The following is a 16,159-nucleotide window of genomic DNA, read 5'->3' as shown; positions in this document are numbered from 1 at the left end:
GTAATCAAACGCCGCTGCACAGATGACCGGAACGTCGCCGGGAATCGGAAACACATCCAGGCAGCAGCTGCAAAATCAGGAGGGACGCCATGGGGCAAGCGTTGCGTATCCAGGAAGATGCAGTCGTCGCAGAACATGCGTCGGTGAAATACCGTTCGCGGGAAGTACCGGGGGATTGGTACGTCGACCCAGCGGATCCGGAAGCGGCAGACCGCTACAACCAAAATGTGCAGGACTCCTTGGAGGATCAAGCAACTGCCCTCCTGGCCGCACACGAGGCGCTGATCGGGGACCTGCCTGCAGGGCCGGAAGAAGACTTGGACGATCCTCCCATGGAGGTTCGCCGCCCGCTGGAAACACCGGGCCAGCCTGTATGGATCGGCCTTCCGGGCCAGGGTGACTTCGATGACGAAGGTGAACTTGGCTGGCAGACTGATGCGCTCTGTGCTCAAACGGATCCGGAGGCTTTCTTCCCGGAAAAGGGCGGGTCCACCAGGGACGCCAAGAAAGTCTGCGGGGCGTGCAACGTCCGTTCGCAGTGCTTGGAGTACGCCCTCGCCAATGACGAGCGGTTTGGGATTTGGGGCGGACTCTCTGAGCGGGAACGTCGTCGGCTAAGGAAGCGAGCGGTCTAATTCTCAAGGAAGTTCACGTTACCGCCGTTGTGGTTTCCCACAACGGCGGCGACTATCTCCCCAGGACACTGGCGGCACTGTCGGACCAAACCCGTCCGGCAGATGCCGCCATTGGCATTGATACTGGCTCCACGGATCATTCGCTGGATATGCTTCGCGAAGCCTTCGGCCAAGCCAATGTCACCACTTTCGCGCAGGCAAAATCCGGCTTCGGCGCAGCTGTTCAAGCGGGCTTGCACGAGCTGGCACCTGACAGGGGCGTGCCCGGCGATGATGCTGGAAACCGCCCTGGCACTGTTGACTGGATTTGGCTCCTTCACGATGACGCCGCCCCGGCGGCTGACGCCTTGGCGGAGCTTCTGCATGCCGTGGAAAGGGCGCCGTCGGTAACGGTGGCCGGTTGCAAGCAGCTCGGTTGGGACAATGAGCGGCACCTCGTGGATGCCGGGCTTTCCACCAGCCGCTGGGCCGAGCGCCTGACACTGATCGACGCCGACGAAGTGGATCAGGGACAATACGACGCCCGCACGGACACCTTCGCGGTGAATTCCGCCGGAATGTTGATCCGCCGGGATGTGTGGGAGTTGTTGCAGGGCTTTGACCCCGCGTTGCCCGGCAGCGGCGATGACGTGGACTTCTGCTGGCGCAACTGGCTCGCCGGCAACCGGGTGGTAGTGGTTCCCAGCGCCCGGATGTTCCACGTGGAGCACCGGCCCCATGGCCTGGGCACCTCATCTGCGGCACGTAAAGCCCAGATTCATTTGCGTCTCAAGCACACCCCCTGGTGGAACGTTCCGTTCCAAGCGCTGGGTGCGGTCTTCGGTGCCGTGGTCCGGCTGATGCTGAGCATTCTGGTCAAGGAACCGGGGTACGGTTTCTCGCAGTTCACGGCAACCTTTGCCGCCTTGATGCGTCCTGTAGCCATCGCCCGGGGCCGCCGTGTTGCCGCCGGAACCCGCCGCGTCCGGCGTGCCGTGGTCCGGGGCCTCCAAAAGTCAACCCGCGAAGTCCGTGCCAACAGGCGGTCCCTGTTGGAGGCCATCCGTCCCGGCGATGAATCGTCAGCGGTCTCGGACCTCCTGGCACCGGAACCCAGCGGGGATGCCGCCGACGACTTTGTTGCGCTGGCAACCAATGAACGCGGGTGGGTAGGAACAGGTGCAGCCGCAGCAGCCCTGCTGGCCCTGGCCGCTTCCCTTATTGGCCTGCTGGGCCTGGTGCGCTCCGGAATTGTGGCCGGTGGCGGCCTCATCCCGCTGTCTGAAACGCCCGGAGACATCTGGGCCAATGCCTCCACATGGTGGATTTCCCTTGGCGCAGGCCTGCCGGGCCACGGCGATCCCTTCGGTTACGTGTTGTGGCTGTTGTCCCTCTTTGGCGGAGGGGACGGCAACCCGGCCATGGCTTGGTTGCTGGTCCTGGCCATGCCACTCTCTGCCATTGGCGCGTGGTTTGCTGCCGGGGCTTTGACGACGAAGCGCCGTTTCCGGACTGTTGCTGCCTTGGCATGGTCTGCCGCTCCTGCGCTGCTGGTCGCGATCAATGAGGGCCGCGCTGGTGCCTTGATTGCCCATGTGATGATGCCGCTGCTGCTGCTGGCACTCCTGCGTGCCTCAGGATCCGCGATCGGTCAAGGACGTTCACATCAGGGAACAGCCCTGACCCGGCGCCCTGCTCCCGTTCTCGGAAAGCCGGGCATCAATGGGACACCGTCGTGGACCGCCGCCGCCGCCGGCGGGCTTGCAATGGCCATTGTTACCGCCTCGGCACCGTCGCTTCTAGGACCCGTTGTTGTTGCGGTAGTCCTGTCCGCCGTCATCCTGGGACAGCGCGGCAAGACGCTGTGGTGGTCTCTTCTTCCCACTGTTGCGCTGTTCGTGCCGTACGGAATTTCGGTCCTGGACAGGCCGCGTGCCCTCCTGGCTGATCCCGGACTGCCCCTGACCTTCGACGCCGCGCCGATCTGGCAGCAGCTGCTGGGGCAGCCCTTGGCATTCGACATCGACGGCGGCTTGACCGGCTTGGCGATCTTCGGCCCGGGCGCAGCACCCTGGGCTTTGCTGCTTGCGCTGCTGGTCAGTGCGCCGGTCCTGGTCCTCGCTGTGGCGGCCCTGTTCCTGCCCGGCAAGCGGACGGCGCTGGCCAGGGTGTTCTGGTTGGCAGCGTTGGCTACCTTGGCGAGTAGTTGGTTGGTGGGGCATGTCGCCACCGGCGTCAACAATGACGTCATCGTGGGGCCCTTCACCGGCCCGGCGGTATCAGCTGCCGGCATGTTGTTGCTCGGTGCTGCCGTTACAGGCGCTGACAAGCTCTTTGGTGCGCCCCGCCGCACGACTGATACCAGCGGCCCTAGGATTCCTTTGCAGCGTGTGGCTTCCGGGCTTGTCCTCACGCTCCTCGTGGCCGGGCCGCTGGCAAGCATGGGCGCCTGGGCGGCCCAGAACGTTCTCCAGCCCTCGCCGGCCCCTGGTGCGTCCACGTCAGCCAACGCGGCCGAAAAGAAACCGTCCTCCTTGGGGACCGAACGCCAGGTATGGGCAGTGGACACCGGCACTTTGCCGGCCACCGCGGTCGATCGCGGACAGGGGCCTGAGCGTACCCGGACGCTGGTTATCACCAGTGGAGAACAAGGTGCCTTTACGTCCTCATTAATGCGCGGAGCCGGCACGACCCTGGACAGCTTGTCCACCATCGCTTCGGCCCGCACCATCATCGGCGCACCGGGCCGCGAGGAAATTGTGGACGATGACGCCGCCACGGCATCGCTTCGGCGGGCAGTGGCCACCATCGTGGCAAGCAGTGGAGTGGACCCGCGCGCTGACCTTGAACAACTTGGAGCGGGATTCGTAGTCCTTAAGGCCGCCGACAACGCAGCCCAACTGACTGCAAGCAGGATTGACGCCGTCCCAGGCCTGGTGGCTGTTGGACAGACGGACGCCGGATGGCTGTGGCGGGTCTCGCCGCGGAACCAGCCGGCCGCCGCGGCTGCAGAGACCACGCACCGCATCCGGATCGTTGATTCCAAAGGGACGACGGTTGCCAACCTCCCGGCCGAAGAAGTATCCGTGGATGCGACCGTTCCTGCAGGTGGGGAGGGCCGCAAGCTGGTGATGGCTGAACGCTCCGACCCCGGCTGGACGGCCTGGATGGATGGAAGGCAGCTCAAAGCCGCTACGTCCGGATGGTCGCAAGCCTTTGAGCTCCCCGCCAACGGTGGTGAGCTGGAAATCCGTTACACCAACCCTTGGGCTTTGTGGTTCGGCCTGATGCAGGCCGTGGTGATGGGGCTGACGCTGCTGCTGGCCATACCTGTGCCGGCGCGACGCACCCGAACCGGCATGTCGAGGGACGAAGTCTCCCTCCGTAAGGAGTACAGCAGTGTCTGAGGACCAGAAACAGCCAGCTGAAGGTAAACAGCCAGCTGGAGGTAAGTCGTCACGTAGTGCAGGCAAAGGGGCTCGAAGTTCCAACCGGGGCGTTGTGACCGGGGTCCTCTCCGCGGTAGCCATCCTGGCAGCCGGCGGTGGGGCCGTCGCGGCGACCTCGATGATGCCCGAACCTTCCGGCGGAACCACCATGGACATCCGGCGGGCCGATGTTCCAGCGGGACGGGCACTGGGCGTGTGCCCGGAGCCTGCCCGGCTTGTCAATGGAACCGTGGTGGGAACCGATGCGGAGTTCAGTCCCGTGTCCACTACAGCCGCCAGTGCCCTGAATGCGGTGGTGCTCAGCAACCCGGCCGGTACGGTTCCGGGAAGCAACGTGACAACGTTGGATGGAGCCGCTGTTGCTGAGATTGCAAAGGCTCCCACCAGCACTCCGACGCCAACTGCCGGACCTCCGGTGTTATCTGCCGCAGTGGCATCCCTTTCTCCCGTGACGGCCCCGGCCGTGGTGGGGGCAGATCCGCTGGGGAACGAGCAAGCCTCCATGGCGGCCAACCTTAGCTACTCCGCCACCGATGGAGACCTGCGCGGCCTCGCTTCGGCACAATGCCAATCGCCGGGAAACGATGCCTGGCTCCTGGGCGCCAACACGGCAGTGGGACGCACGGCAGTCCTGAACCTCAGCAATGCCTCGGAGACTCCGGCCACCGTGAACCTTGACCTTTTCGGGGAGCAGGGCCAGATCCAGGCACCCGGGGCGCGGGGACTCCTGGTAGCTCCCGGAACCACCCGCTCTGTGAACCTTGCAGGACTTGCCCCCAGTGAATCGCAACTCGCAGTCCACGTGCGCAGTACTGGTGGCCCGGTTGCTGCGACCATCCAACAGAGTGTCTTGCGCGGGCTCGCTCCCGGCGGTGTCGAATACCTTGCCCCTGGCTCCGGTGCCTCGAACCTGCAGGTGATGTCCGGCGTCGACATCCAGGACCCGGCGGCTACGAAAGCGCTGGCGGCCAAATCCGGTTTCGCCGATGCCTCGCCGGCGCTGCAGATTGCCGTCCCGGGGTCCACCGATGCCGTAGTGCAGGTGAGCCTCTACGGGGCCAACGGCGAACGGAAGGTACCCAGCGGGGGAGTGGTCACGGTCAAAAGTGGATCCGTAGCCACCGTGGATCTCGAGGGCATACCGGCCGGCACCTACACGGTCAAGGCCAGTTCCGATGTTGCCTTTGTGGCCTCGGCCCGGGTTACGCGGGGGGCCAAAGCTGAGGAAGCCACCGATTTTGCCTGGTCACCTTCCTCGGCCCGCCTCGGCAGCCAGCACCTGGTGGCCGTACCCCGGAACGGGCAGCGGTATTTGAGCTTCGGAGTTCCCGAGGGGCGCGGCACGGTGACTTATGCTCCTGTGACCGCCGACGGTGCTGTGGGCAAAGCTGTTGACGTGGACATGTCCGGTGGAACCACATCGTTGATCGAACTCCCGGCAAAGTCCGGTGATTCGGTGGTGGCAGGGTATGTAGTGTCAGCCTCCGGCGACCCCATCTACGGTGCACTGGTCCTCGGTACCCAAGGGCGCGCGGACATCTCGGTAGTAGCTATCCAGGATGCGGCTGCCGGACTTGAAAAGGTCCCGGTCTCCGTCGGTTACTAGCGGGTTTTGGTCGGTTACTGGCCGGTGTTACTGGTACCGGCGGCGGTAGACGGGATCAAGGGTCTCAGGGGGCACGCCCAGCATTTCAGCGGTGTACTCCACCACGACGTCGTGCACCAGGTCCTGCAGTTCGTCCCGGCTGCCGCAGCCTTGCTCCACCACGCGGCGGTACACAGTGATCATGGGTGCTTCGCCGCGGCCGCCTGGCGTATAGGAGCCCAAGGGGGCGCGGCTTCCCTGGGCAACGAGTTGTTCAAGGTTGGGCGGGATCTCGTCGACCGCAAACAGGACACCGTCCAGTTGCTTGCCCCACATGTCCTGGAGCCGCTCCGCAGAGTCCAGAACCATGTCATCAAAGCGCTCTGCGCGGGTTCGGAAGCCGGGAAGGCTGGGGAGCATGAGCTCTCCCCGCAGTCCCCGGCCATGGCGGTTGCGCCGGCGCCGCCGGAAACCCCTCGCGCCAGGACCGGCGTGTTGCTCTGCCTGATCGCCATCGGCGTCAGTCCACCGGATGCTGAATCCGGGAACATGTGGCTGTGACTGCATATATCGACTTTAGTCCCGGCGACCCGTCTGCGCGACATCATGGCCCGCACAGCGGCGAGTTACCGGCGGAGGTGCCATCTTCACGGGGCCACGGGCATCCAATGCCACAGGATGGAGCCAAGTGGCGCTAATCTGGGATGTTGTGGGTGCCATTCGTCAGTGTTCAAGATCAGCCTGCCGCCAGTCAGCGGTGGCTACTTTGACGTACGTGTACGCCGAGTCCACCGCTGTCCTTGGTCCATTGGCCACCTATGCCGAGCCGCACGCCTACGATCTTTGCTCACAGCACGCCGAGAGCCTGACCGTTCCGCGGGGCTGGGAAGTGCTCCGGCTGGCTATGCCTGCCACGCCGCCCGAACCCGGCCCCGATGACCTGTTGGCCCTTGCCAATGCTGTCCGTGAGGCGGCTTCGGCAGCCCCCGAAACCGCTGCACGGCAAAGCCACCCGCAGATGGAGCCGCCGGCAGCAATCGAGGGGACCCGTCGCGGGCACCTTCGCATCCTCCGCGAACCCTCCTGACCCGGTAACCGAAGGTCCGGGCCTTGGGCTTCGGACGCAATTCGACGCCGCGCTGCAAACCCACTGATCCTGCGCGGTAGTCTGGAATCTGCAGATAACATCCGCCAGCTGCGCCACGTAGGCGCCACCCAGGGAGCATCATTCATGCCAAAGGTCAGTCCTGAACTGTTGTCCATCCTGCGCTGCCCCGTGACGGGTTCACCGCTGGTCCAGGAGGGCGAGGAACTGGTCTCCGTTCCTGAAGACTCCAATGGCGGGAAGCTCCGCTACGCGATAGAGGACGGCATCCCGTTGCTCCTGCCCCCGGAACTCCTTGCTGCGGCCAATGCCGCCACTTCCGGCCAGCACGATTCAAAGGCTTAGCCCCCGCTTCTTCACTCATTCCGCACGGTACCCCTAAGGATTTCCATGACTTTTGACTTCAAAGTTGCCGACATTACCCTTGCCGAGGCCGGCCGCCACCAGATCCGCCTCGCCGAGCACGAGATGCCGGGGCTGATGTCACTCCGCGCCGAATTCGGTGCTTCGCAGCCACTCAAGGGTGCCCGGATTGCCGGTTCCCTGCACATGACGGTCCAAACGGCTGTCCTGATCGAGACCCTCACGGCCTTGGGAGCCGAAGTTCGCTGGGCTTCCTGCAACATCTTCTCCACCCAGGACGAAGCAGCTGCCGCCGTCGTTGTTGGCAAGGGCACACCGGAGAACCCTCAGGGTGTCCCGGTTTTCGCCTGGAAGGGCGAAACCCTGGAAGAGTACTGGTGGACTGCGGAGCAGATCCTCACCTGGCCCGGGGCTGATGCAAACCCGGAGTTGGGTCCCAACATGATTCTCGACGACGGCGGCGACGCCACGCTGCTGCTGCACAAGGGCGTCGACTTCGAAGCCGCAGGCGCCGTTCCCACGGCCACCGAGGATGACCCGGAGGAGTACGTCCTCATCCTGGACCTCCTGCGCCGGACCCTTGCCGCTGATCCGCAAAAGTGGACCCGCCTGGCCGCCCGCATTGAGGGTGTCACCGAGGAAACCACCACCGGTGTCCACCGGCTGTACCAGCTTGCCGAGCAGGGCAAGCTGCTGTTCCCGGCCATCAATGTCAATGACTCCGTCACCAAGAGCAAGTTCGATAACAAGTACGGCATCCGCCACTCCCTGCCGGACGGCATCAACAGGGCAACGGACGTCCTCATGGGCGGCAAGGTTGCAGTTGTGTGCGGCTACGGTGACGTCGGCAAGGGTGCCGCTGAGGCGCTCCGTGGCCAGGGCTCACGGGTCATTGTCACCGAGATTGACCCCATTTGTGCCTTGCAGGCCGCCATGGACGGATACCAGGTTGCCAAGCTGGAGACGGTGCTCGCCCAGGGCGACATCTTCATCACCACCACGGGCAACAAGGACGTCATCATGGCCGAGCACATGCTGGGCATGAAGAACAAGGCAATCGTGGGAAACATCGGCCACTTCGACAACGAGATCGACATCGCCGGCCTGGCAAAGATCCCGGGTGTCAAGAAAGTGGAGATCAAGCCGCAGGTCCACGAATGGGTGTTCGAAGCCGGCACGGACTCCGAGCGCTCCATCATCGTGCTGTCAGAGGGCCGCCTCCTCAACCTGGGCAATGCCACGGGACACCCGTCGTTCGTGATGAGCAACTCCTTCGCCAACCAGACCATCGCGCAGATCGAACTCTGGACCAAGAAGCACCAACCCGCGGGCGAACGCGAATACGGGAAGCAGGTTTACGTGCTTCCCAAGATCCTGGACGAGAAGGTCGCACGGCTCCACCTCGACGCACTTGGCGTGGAGCTGACGGAACTGAGCAAGGACCAGGCCGACTACCTTGACCTGGACGTTGCCGGCCCCTATAAGCCGGAGCACTACCGCTACTAAAGGTTTCCACCGCAACTCAAATCGATGGTGAAAGGCCGGCGCGCGATCAGCGTGGCCGGCCTTTCGGCTAGAATTGGGTGTTCAGTAATGCTTGCGGGGGACAGGATGATGGGAACCATGACGGAAGTCGCCAAACGGAAAAAGGGCAAAATCCTTGCCATCATAGGAGTCTGCGCAGCTATTGCGGTGGGCGGCATTGGCGTGGTTGTGGTGCCTGGACTCCTTGCCGGTTCTTCCCAGGACAGCAGCGCTGCACCCTCTCCCACGCCTACGGTGGAAGCCAAGCCCGTAGAGCTGGGCATCACCCCGCTGGACGGCGCACTTGAGTGGAATCCGGTGGTGGGACCGCAAATCAAGGCTGTCAACGGCAAGGTCAAGGACGTTGTCCTGGCCCCCGTGGACGGTGGCGCCCCTGTCCAGGGCAAGACCAGCCCGGATGGGAGCACCTGGACCACCCAGGAAGTCCTGAAGTTCAAGACCCAGTACAGCTATTCCTTCACCCTGGTGGACACCGCCGGGAAGGAAACCAAGAAGACCCAAACGTTCACCACCGTTTCGGCTGCCTTTGAGGCGGACGCTTCCGTCTATCCCCGGAATGGGACCACGGCCGGATCCGGCCAGCCCATCGAGATCAACTTCAGCGAGCCCGTGGTGGATAAAGCTGCCATGGAGAAGCGCGTTGCCATCACGGTCTCTTCCGGCCAGCCGGTTGCCTGGCACTGGTATTCAGACAAGAAGGCCAGGATCCGGCCGGAGGCGTTCTGGGCCTCGGGCACCACTGTCACCGTGGACATGAAACTCCTGGGCGTCGATTTCGGTAACAAGATGATCGGCAACTCCGACGTAGTCTCGACCTTCACCACCGGTCCCCAGCGGGTGGCCGTTGTGGACGACACCACCAAGACCATGAACGTGTACTCCGACGGGCAACTGGTCCACACTGCACCTGTGTCGCTCGGAGGCGAGGACTGGCTCTCTCCCACGGGCTATGCAGTGATCCTGGAGCAGGAGCGAAAGTCCAACTTCAACGCCGGGAGCATCGGGCTGAAGCCAGGCGATAAGGGCTACTACGCACCGATGGTGGTGGATTACGCAAACCGCCTGACGTGGTCCGGCGTGTACGTCCACCAAGCACTCGAATCGGCGTGGGGAGCCATCGGACGCGTTAACGTCTCCCACGGCTGCGTGGGCCTGCTGCCGGACGACGCAGCCTGGTTCTTCAACAACATGAAGACCGGCGACGTGGTCCAGATCCTGAACACCGGAGCACCGGCAGTAGAGCCGTTGGAAGGCTTCGGCGACTGGAACATCCCTTGGGCAAGTTACGCCCAGCGCTAGCCCAGCGTTATGATTGGCCGCAGTGATTATCTCCTGCGCGCTTTGACGAAAACACACTGTGCTGACCACGCGTCGGCCCATCACTTTGTGCTGCCCTCCATGGTGATTCCGGGTGTCCCTGCGGGGAACCCTTGCACGGGTTCCCCGGCCCTTTCCACCGGACCCTTTTTCATCACATGGAGCACAAATGGCACTTTCACCAACCCTCAGCCCGGACTGCAGTAACTGTTTTGCCCTCTGCTGCACGGCGCTCGGATTCGCCCGTTCGGCTGACTTCGCCATCGATAAACCGGCCGCGACGCCGTGCCCGAACATGGCCGCCGACTTTTCCTGCGCAATCCACCAACGGCTCCGGCCCCGTGGATTCCGCGGCTGCACCGTCTTCGACTGCTTTGGCGCAGGCCAGGTAGTGTCCCAACAAACCTTTGGGGGCACGAGCTGGAAGGAGAGCCCTTCCCTGGGGCAGTCGATGTTCGCCGTGTTCAAAGTGGTGAGGCAACTCCACGAAATGCTCTGGTACCTGGTCGAAGCCCAGCAACGGACCTTCGATCCGGACCTGGCGATGGCAGCGGTGAGCCTGTCCGGGCGCATAGCAGCCATCGCCCAAGGCGACGCAACCGCGATCCTGGACACCGACGTCGAGACCCTGCATATGGAAGTGCGGGTCCTCTTGATGGAGGTCAGCGAAGAACAACGAGCCTCCTACGGAGCCGAGGACACGCAAACGCACGACGTCGGTGCTCACCGGAACGGTGAACACAGTGGCGCCGACCTGATGGGCGCGGACCTGGCGAACCAACGCCTCTGCGGATCCAACTTCCGGAGTGCCTACCTGATCGGAGCAAACCTCAGGAACAGCGACCTCACTACGGCAGACCTCCTGGGAGCCGATCTACGCGGAGCCCAGCTCCACGGAGCGGACCTCTCCAAGGCCCTCTACTTAACCCAACCCCAAGTCAACGCCGCCGAAGGAAACCCCGCCACCCTCCTGCCGCACAGACTCACTAGACCAGACCACTGGCGCTAAAGCCTGCAACCGGGACAAGCCGGTGGCAGGCACTAACCGTCAGTGAACGGCAGCTTTTGCAGCCGCTCGCCGATTGACGCGTTCCGCTTCTCCGCCTGGCGCAGGCGCACAAGTTCACGGTTGCGGCGTTCCCCGAGGACTGCTCCGATGTAGTCCTCGGGGATTGTCCCGGCGGGCGGGGGAGGGGCGACGTATTTGGCGAGTTCGGAGGCAATGGCCGTAGCCATGTTGACCCGGGATGCCGGGGCCATGAGGTAGGCCTGCTGCACGAAGGTACCTGCCCTGCGCGCGGTGGCGTCGGGGACCCTGCCGATATCTGCCATAGCGGCCCAGCCCTGCAGGTAGTGCGGCGCCACAGGCATGATGCGGGGTTTGGAGGGGACGCGTTGGCGGAGCGAGTAGGTTCCGGCCACAATGTCGCCGAGGCGTTTGGACCGGTCGTTGAACAGCGCCACGCCGATCGCCAGGCCACCGAAGGTCAAATAGATTTCCAGGACGCCAAGGAGCCCACGGATGAGCGCCTGCCGGAAGCGGATGGAACCGCCGTCGTCGCGCACAATCCGAAGCCCGGTGGCGAGCTTTCCCAGGGAGCGTCCACGGGTGAGGGTTTCCACTGTGACGGGAACAATGACGATGGAGAGGACAACACTGCCCAGGATCAGTGCGCGGATTGCGGCGTCGTCGAGGTCCTCTGATGCAACGCCCACCAGGATGATGAGGAGTATGGCCAGAACAATGTGCGAGACGACGTCGATGACGAGGCCCAGCGCGCGGGCAGCGAAGGATGCCGGGCGCAGTTCGAGGACCACTGCCTCGCCTGTGATGATTGAACTCATGCCAGCCCCCATGCCTTCCCAACGCTGCAGGCGCGTGGCGTGCCCGCATCATCGAGTCTAGCGGCGGGACCCACCTCTTGGGCGGACTGAGGCGCTAGGGTGGTGCCGTGGACATCGACGCCTTCTCGGCCGTACATGGGGACAAATGGTCCAGGCTGCATTTCCTTGCGCATAAGCGCCGCCTCACGGGATCTGAAGCCGACGAATTGTTGCGGCTCTATCAGACCGTGTCCGGGCATTTGTCCCTGATCCGCTCGGTGGCTCCGGAGACTGCGTTGTCCGCCTCCCTATCTGCAGGGCTGGCGCAGGCCCGGACAAGGTTCACCGGGGCGCGCTCGAATTTCATGGAGGACCTGGCACGCTTTTTTGTGATCTCCGTACCAGCCGCGTTCTACCGGATCCGCTGGCTGACCCTTTGGTGCGGGGTGGCTTTCGTCTTGGTGGCAGGCGCGTACGCCCTGTGGATTGGAACGTCGGCGGAGGCGCTGCGTGCGGTGGCAAGTGACACCAAGGTCCAGAAGTACGTAGAGGAAGACTTCATCAACTACTACTCGGAGAACCCGGCGGCCTCTTTCGCAGGTGCTGTGTGGACCAACAATGCCTGGATCTCCGCGCAGGCCGTGGCGTTTGGAGTGACGGGATTCTGGGTCCCGTACATCCTGTTCATGAACGCCCAAAGTGTGGGCGTGGCCGCGGGACTTTTCCTGGCTACGGGGAAAATGGATGTCTTCTTCAGCTACATCCTTCCGCACGGACTGATGGAACTGACGGCGGTGTTCATCGCATGTGCTGCCGGCCTCAGGATTTTTTGGGCCATGGTGCGGCCAGGTCCGCGGACCCGGCTTCAGGCTGTTGCTGACGAAGGGCGTTCGCTGATCACCGTTGCCTTGGGGCTGGTGCTTGTCCTCCTGGTCTCTGGAATGGTGGAAGGTTTCGTGACGCCCAGTGCTTTGCCAGTGTGGGCCAAGATCGCCATAGGTGCGGCGGTTTTGGCCGCCTATTGGGTCTACACGTTGGTGCTCGGCGGAAGGGCCGCCCGGACAGGTGTCACCGGGGACCTGGACGCCAACGACGCCGGATATCGCAGCATCGCCGCGTAGACCTTACAGTTACGTTTCGATCCGGTCCCAGCCGGGGTGGCACAGCGTGTCAGCCTCGGACCGGGCGGTAGGCTCGAAGCCAGACAAGAGAGCCGGCAGTACGCATTCGCCGGTGGATGCCTACGGAAGTGAAACCGCTGTGAGCGACAAGAGCCCAAAACCACAAGAACCGGACACGGACGTCCATGAGGACCCTAACGAGCCGGCCTTCGACTGGATGAAGCCGAAGACCTCCAGCGGTGCCTCTCCGGCGGCTGACCCGAAGGCGGCCCCCACGACGACGACTTCCAGTGCGGTTGACTCCGCACCGGCGGTTGCCACAGGGGCGACGCCCGCTACCGCGACTCCCGCTACCGCGACACCGGCTACGCCTGTCGGTGGCCAGCCCGGAAGCCGTGCCGATCGGAAGGCTGCAGAAGCGGCCGACGCCGAGCCCGAACCCCCGCTGTTCGCTGACACTCTTGCCGATACCGCCTCGGAGAAAGAGTCCTCGCACTATTCGGAACCCTTGCCGACGTCGGCCCTTCAGGTCCGCCCGCCCGAAGAAGAAGTGGCCCGACGCAACGCTGAACGTGAGCAGGCCGCCAAGGTCAAGCCGATCGGACCGCGCGTCTTCCAGGTTCTGTTGGCTGTGTTCTACCCGGTGATCCTCCTGGTCCTCGCTGTCAGGGCTGTTACCAGCCCCCTGTTCCTGTGGGTGGAGTACAACCGTCCGGGTTTCCCGGGCGATGGCTACGGATTCAGCACTGATGACCGTATGACCTACGGCTCCTACGCCGTGGACTACCTCAGCAACTGGGCTGGTCCGCGATACCTGGGTGGTTTGGTCAACCAGGATGGCACCAAGCTTTTCCAAGACAGCGAAGTGGCGCACATGGCCGACGTGAAGCTGGTCATTTTGTCCTCCTTCGGTGCCGGACTGCTGCTCATCATCCTCAGCATCATCGCCATCCTGTACCTGCGGAAGCGCAGCAACGGCGGCATCCGCCGAGGTCTGTTTGCAGGGTCGATCGTCACTTTGGTCATCATCATTGGCCTCGCAGTTTTGGCGGCCCTGAGCTGGGAGCAGTTCTTCACCGAGTTCCACCGGATCTTCTTCGCCAATGGAACGTGGACGTTCTCCCTGGAAGACACTCTTATCAGGCTCTTCCCGGGACAATTCTGGATCGACGCCGGCATCGTCATCGGCGCGTTGGTGTTCCTCGTGGCTACGGTGACGTTCATCTTCACCTGGCCCACCAAGCGGCGCCGGGGTGCTGACACAACGGCTGATCAGCCCGAGGTTTTGGACGACGACGCGGCCACAGACGATACGGACAACCTCAGCAGGGAATCAACTGACGCCAGGCGCTAGCAGGGCCCGCTGTGCGGCGTGCCCTGGGGCGCCAGAACACGTGCCGCTACTTCTCGTAGAGCTTCTCCACAGCGGCCTGGAAGTCATTAACCACGGAAGCCCGCTTCAATTTCAGGGACGGCGTCAGATGCCCCGACTCGACACTGAGTTCCGCAGTGATGAACGCGAACTTACGGATCGATTCAGCCGCGGAGACGAGCTTGTTGGCCTCGTCCACGGCGGACTGAACGGCCGCTTTCACCCGGTCATCACCGGCCGCTTCGGCAGGTGACAAAGCACCGATTTTGTTCTCGGCGCACCAGTCGTCAAGTCCTTCAGGATCCAGGCTCACCAGCGCGGCGACGAAGGGACGGCCGTCTCCCACCACCACGGCCTGGCCCACCAGTGGGTGCTCGCGGAGCTTCTCCTCCAAAGGTGCGGGCGCCACGTTCTTACCGCCGGCAGTGACCAGGAGGTCCTTCTTCCTGCCGGTGATCGTCAGGAAGCCGTCGGCGTCCAGCTCGCCGAGGTCACCGGTACGGAAAAAGCCATCAACAAACGCAGCCTCGGTGGCCTCCTCATTGGCATGGTAGCCCTTGAAGACACCGATGCCCTTGACCAGCACTTCGCCATCCTGGGCCACCCGGATGGTGGTGCCGGGAAGGGGGATCCCCACGGTACCGATTCGGGTCATGCTGGGAGTGTTGACGGTGCACGGGGCAGTGGTCTCCGTCAACCCGTAGCCCTCCAGCACAGGTACGCCTGCACCATGGAAGAAATGGTTGTCCCGAAGACTCAGCGGGCTGGCTCCGGAGACCGTGTAGCCGACCTGTCCGCCGAAAACCTCCCGGACTTTGGGGTAGAGGAGCTTGTTGAACGCGGCATGCTTCATGCCCAGAAGCCACCCCGGCCCCGGTCCCTGCCCGCGTGCGGCGAGGTCCACCGCCGTCGAATATTCCACGGCGGTAGCCGACGCTGCAGAGAAGAGCGCTGCCTTTCCGCCCATGGCGGCCTTGTGGCCGGCGTCGGCGTAGACCTTTTCAAAAATGCGCGGCACGGCGAGCAGGAAGGTCGGCTTGAAAGTGCTGAGGTCCTCCATCAGTCCACTGGCTCCTGCGCTGTGGCCAAGCGTGATGCCAGCCGTGAGGCAGACTACCTGGACTGCCCTGGCCAGGACGTGCGCCAGTGGCAGGAACATCAGCGTCCGCGCACCCTGCTGCATCAGCAGCTCGGGGAGGAACGGGATGACGTTCCGGGCCACCAGGACAAAGTTGCCATGGGTAATTTCGCAGCCCTTGGGCTTGCCGGTGGTTCCGGAGGTATACACGATCGAGGCGATGTCGGAGAGGTTCGCTGCGCTGCGCTGGCGCTCCAGTTCTGAGTCCATAATGCCGACTCCGACGGCGGAGACGCTGGTCAGGTTGGGGGCGTCGCCGTCGTGGTCCATCCGGATGATCGTCACGGGATCATCGCCGATGGCCGCAGACCGGTCCACCAAGTTGTGCACGAGTCCGGCTTTGGCTGTGTCTTCTACAAAGATGCGCCGGGCGCCGGAATCGGCCAGGATCCACTCGATCTGGCTTGCCGAGGACGTCTCGTAGATGGGCACCGTAACACCTCCGGCCATCCAGATGGCGAAGTCCACCAGTGTCCACTCGTAGCTGGACCGGGACAACACCGCAATGGGGTCCCCGGGGTTGAGGCCTCCGGCAATCAGTCCTTTGGCCAGTGCGGTGACATCTGCGAGGAATCTGGCGGCTGAAACGTTGAGCCATCCATTGGCCGTTTTGTGGGCATACAGGGTGCCGAACGGATCCTTGGCGCAGCGTTCCAGGAGGAGGTCGGTTACGTTGGAGTCGGGGTCGGCCTCGACCAGAAGTTCCGTGCTGGCTTCCCTCACTGC

General features: G+C 63.6%; 13 protein-coding genes. 10 read left to right on the top strand and 3 right to left on the bottom strand.

Annotated features, from left to right (window positions below):
• Positions 1-89: 89 nt before the first annotated feature.
• The 3 genes from BLQ01_RS07040 (at position 90) to BLQ01_RS07030 (ending at position 5,669) form a co-directional block, all read left to right on the top strand.
• Positions 90-635, top strand: a complete 546-nt coding sequence (locus tag BLQ01_RS07040) for a WhiB family transcriptional regulator (protein WP_081733423.1) — start codon at positions 90-92, stop codon at positions 633-635.
• Positions 635-4,021 (top strand): glycosyltransferase, encoded by a 3,387-nt coding sequence (locus tag BLQ01_RS07035; protein ID WP_091550788.1) that lies wholly within the window; start codon positions 635-637, stop codon positions 4,019-4,021. The genes BLQ01_RS07040 and BLQ01_RS07035 overlap by 1 nt, the downstream gene beginning before the upstream one ends.
• 94 nt (positions 4,022-4,115) lie before the next feature.
• Entirely contained in the window at positions 4,116-5,669 is a 1,554-nt protein-coding gene (locus BLQ01_RS07030) for a DUF5719 family protein (protein ID WP_254779268.1), read from the top strand.
• A gap of 27 nt (positions 5,670-5,696) precedes the next feature.
• On the opposite strand, the gene BLQ01_RS07025 is transcribed toward BLQ01_RS07030, so the two are convergent.
• Entirely contained in the window at positions 5,697-6,215 is a 519-nt protein-coding gene (locus BLQ01_RS07025) for a metallopeptidase family protein (RefSeq protein WP_091550785.1), read from the bottom strand.
• Between the two features lie 142 nt (positions 6,216-6,357).
• Between BLQ01_RS07025 and BLQ01_RS07020 the strand changes: the two genes are divergently transcribed.
• The 5 genes from BLQ01_RS07020 (at position 6,358) to BLQ01_RS06995 (ending at position 10,987) form a co-directional block, all read left to right on the top strand.
• A complete protein-coding gene (locus BLQ01_RS07020; RefSeq protein WP_175493379.1) occupies positions 6,358-6,735 on the top strand; it encodes a DUF3499 domain-containing protein in 378 nt (125 codons plus the stop codon).
• A gap of 144 nt (positions 6,736-6,879) precedes the next feature.
• Positions 6,880-7,098 (top strand): Trm112 family protein, encoded by a 219-nt coding sequence (locus BLQ01_RS07015; protein WP_026542796.1) that lies wholly within the window; start codon positions 6,880-6,882, stop codon positions 7,096-7,098.
• A 45-nt stretch (positions 7,099-7,143) separates the two neighbouring features.
• A complete protein-coding gene (gene ahcY, locus BLQ01_RS07010; protein ID WP_091550781.1) occupies positions 7,144-8,622 on the top strand; it encodes an adenosylhomocysteinase in 1,479 nt (492 codons plus the stop codon).
• 117 nt (positions 8,623-8,739) lie between these two features.
• A complete protein-coding gene (locus BLQ01_RS07005) occupies positions 8,740-9,960 on the top strand; it encodes a L,D-transpeptidase (protein WP_254779266.1) in 1,221 nt (406 codons plus the stop codon).
• A 187-nt stretch (positions 9,961-10,147) separates the two neighbouring features.
• On the top strand, positions 10,148-10,987 hold the full coding sequence (locus BLQ01_RS06995; protein ID WP_091550778.1) for a pentapeptide repeat-containing protein: 840 nt from the start codon (positions 10,148-10,150) through the stop codon (positions 10,985-10,987).
• A gap of 32 nt (positions 10,988-11,019) precedes the next feature.
• Here the strand turns inward: BLQ01_RS06995 and BLQ01_RS06990 are convergent, their stop codons facing one another.
• Positions 11,020-11,823: an RDD family protein gene (locus tag BLQ01_RS06990; protein WP_091550776.1), complete on the bottom strand. Its 804-nt coding sequence runs from the start codon at positions 11,821-11,823 to the stop codon at positions 11,020-11,022.
• A gap of 107 nt (positions 11,824-11,930) precedes the next feature.
• On the opposite strand from BLQ01_RS06990, the gene BLQ01_RS06985 reads away from it, so the two are divergent.
• Together BLQ01_RS06985 and BLQ01_RS06980 are read left to right on the top strand one after the other, a co-directional pair.
• The gene (locus BLQ01_RS06985; RefSeq protein ID WP_091550774.1) at positions 11,931-12,923 is read left to right on the top strand and encodes a stage II sporulation protein M; all 993 of its coding nucleotides are present in this window, start codon (positions 11,931-11,933) and stop codon (positions 12,921-12,923) included.
• A 139-nt stretch (positions 12,924-13,062) separates the two neighbouring features.
• Positions 13,063-14,277 carry a TIGR01906 family membrane protein gene (locus tag BLQ01_RS06980; protein WP_091551148.1) on the top strand — a complete coding sequence of 405 codons (1,215 nt, stop codon included), beginning with the start codon at positions 13,063-13,065 and terminating at the stop codon, positions 14,275-14,277.
• A 46-nt stretch (positions 14,278-14,323) separates the two neighbouring features.
• Here BLQ01_RS06980 and BLQ01_RS06975 read toward each other — a convergent pair whose 3' ends face one another.
• Positions 14,324-16,156, bottom strand: a complete 1,833-nt coding sequence (locus BLQ01_RS06975; protein ID WP_091550773.1) for an AMP-dependent synthetase/ligase — start codon at positions 16,154-16,156, stop codon at positions 14,324-14,326.
• Positions 16,157-16,159: the final 3 nt, after the last annotated feature.

This window comes from Arthrobacter sp. UNCCL28, assembly GCF_900102805.1.
Classification (GTDB): domain Bacteria; phylum Actinomycetota; class Actinomycetes; order Actinomycetales; family Micrococcaceae; genus Arthrobacter; species Arthrobacter nicotinovorans_A.
This window is presented reverse-complemented; position numbering and strand designations above follow the sequence as displayed.

Coding starts and splice junctions, on each gene's coding strand:
- BLQ01_RS07040 (WP_081733423.1), top strand. CDS start 90: ATGGGGCAAGCGTTGCGTATCCAGGAAGATGCAGTCGTCGCAGAACAT.
- BLQ01_RS07025 (WP_091550785.1), bottom strand. CDS start 6,215: ATGCAGTCACAGCCACATGTTCCCGGATTCAGCATCCGGTGGACTGAC.
- BLQ01_RS07015 (WP_026542796.1), top strand. CDS start 6,880: ATGCCAAAGGTCAGTCCTGAACTGTTGTCCATCCTGCGCTGCCCCGTG.
- ahcY (WP_091550781.1), top strand. CDS start 7,144: ATGACTTTTGACTTCAAAGTTGCCGACATTACCCTTGCCGAGGCCGGC.
- BLQ01_RS07005 (WP_254779266.1), top strand. CDS start 8,740: ATGACGGAAGTCGCCAAACGGAAAAAGGGCAAAATCCTTGCCATCATA.
- BLQ01_RS06995 (WP_091550778.1), top strand. CDS start 10,148: ATGGCACTTTCACCAACCCTCAGCCCGGACTGCAGTAACTGTTTTGCC.
- BLQ01_RS06990 (WP_091550776.1), bottom strand. CDS start 11,823: ATGAGTTCAATCATCACAGGCGAGGCAGTGGTCCTCGAACTGCGCCCG.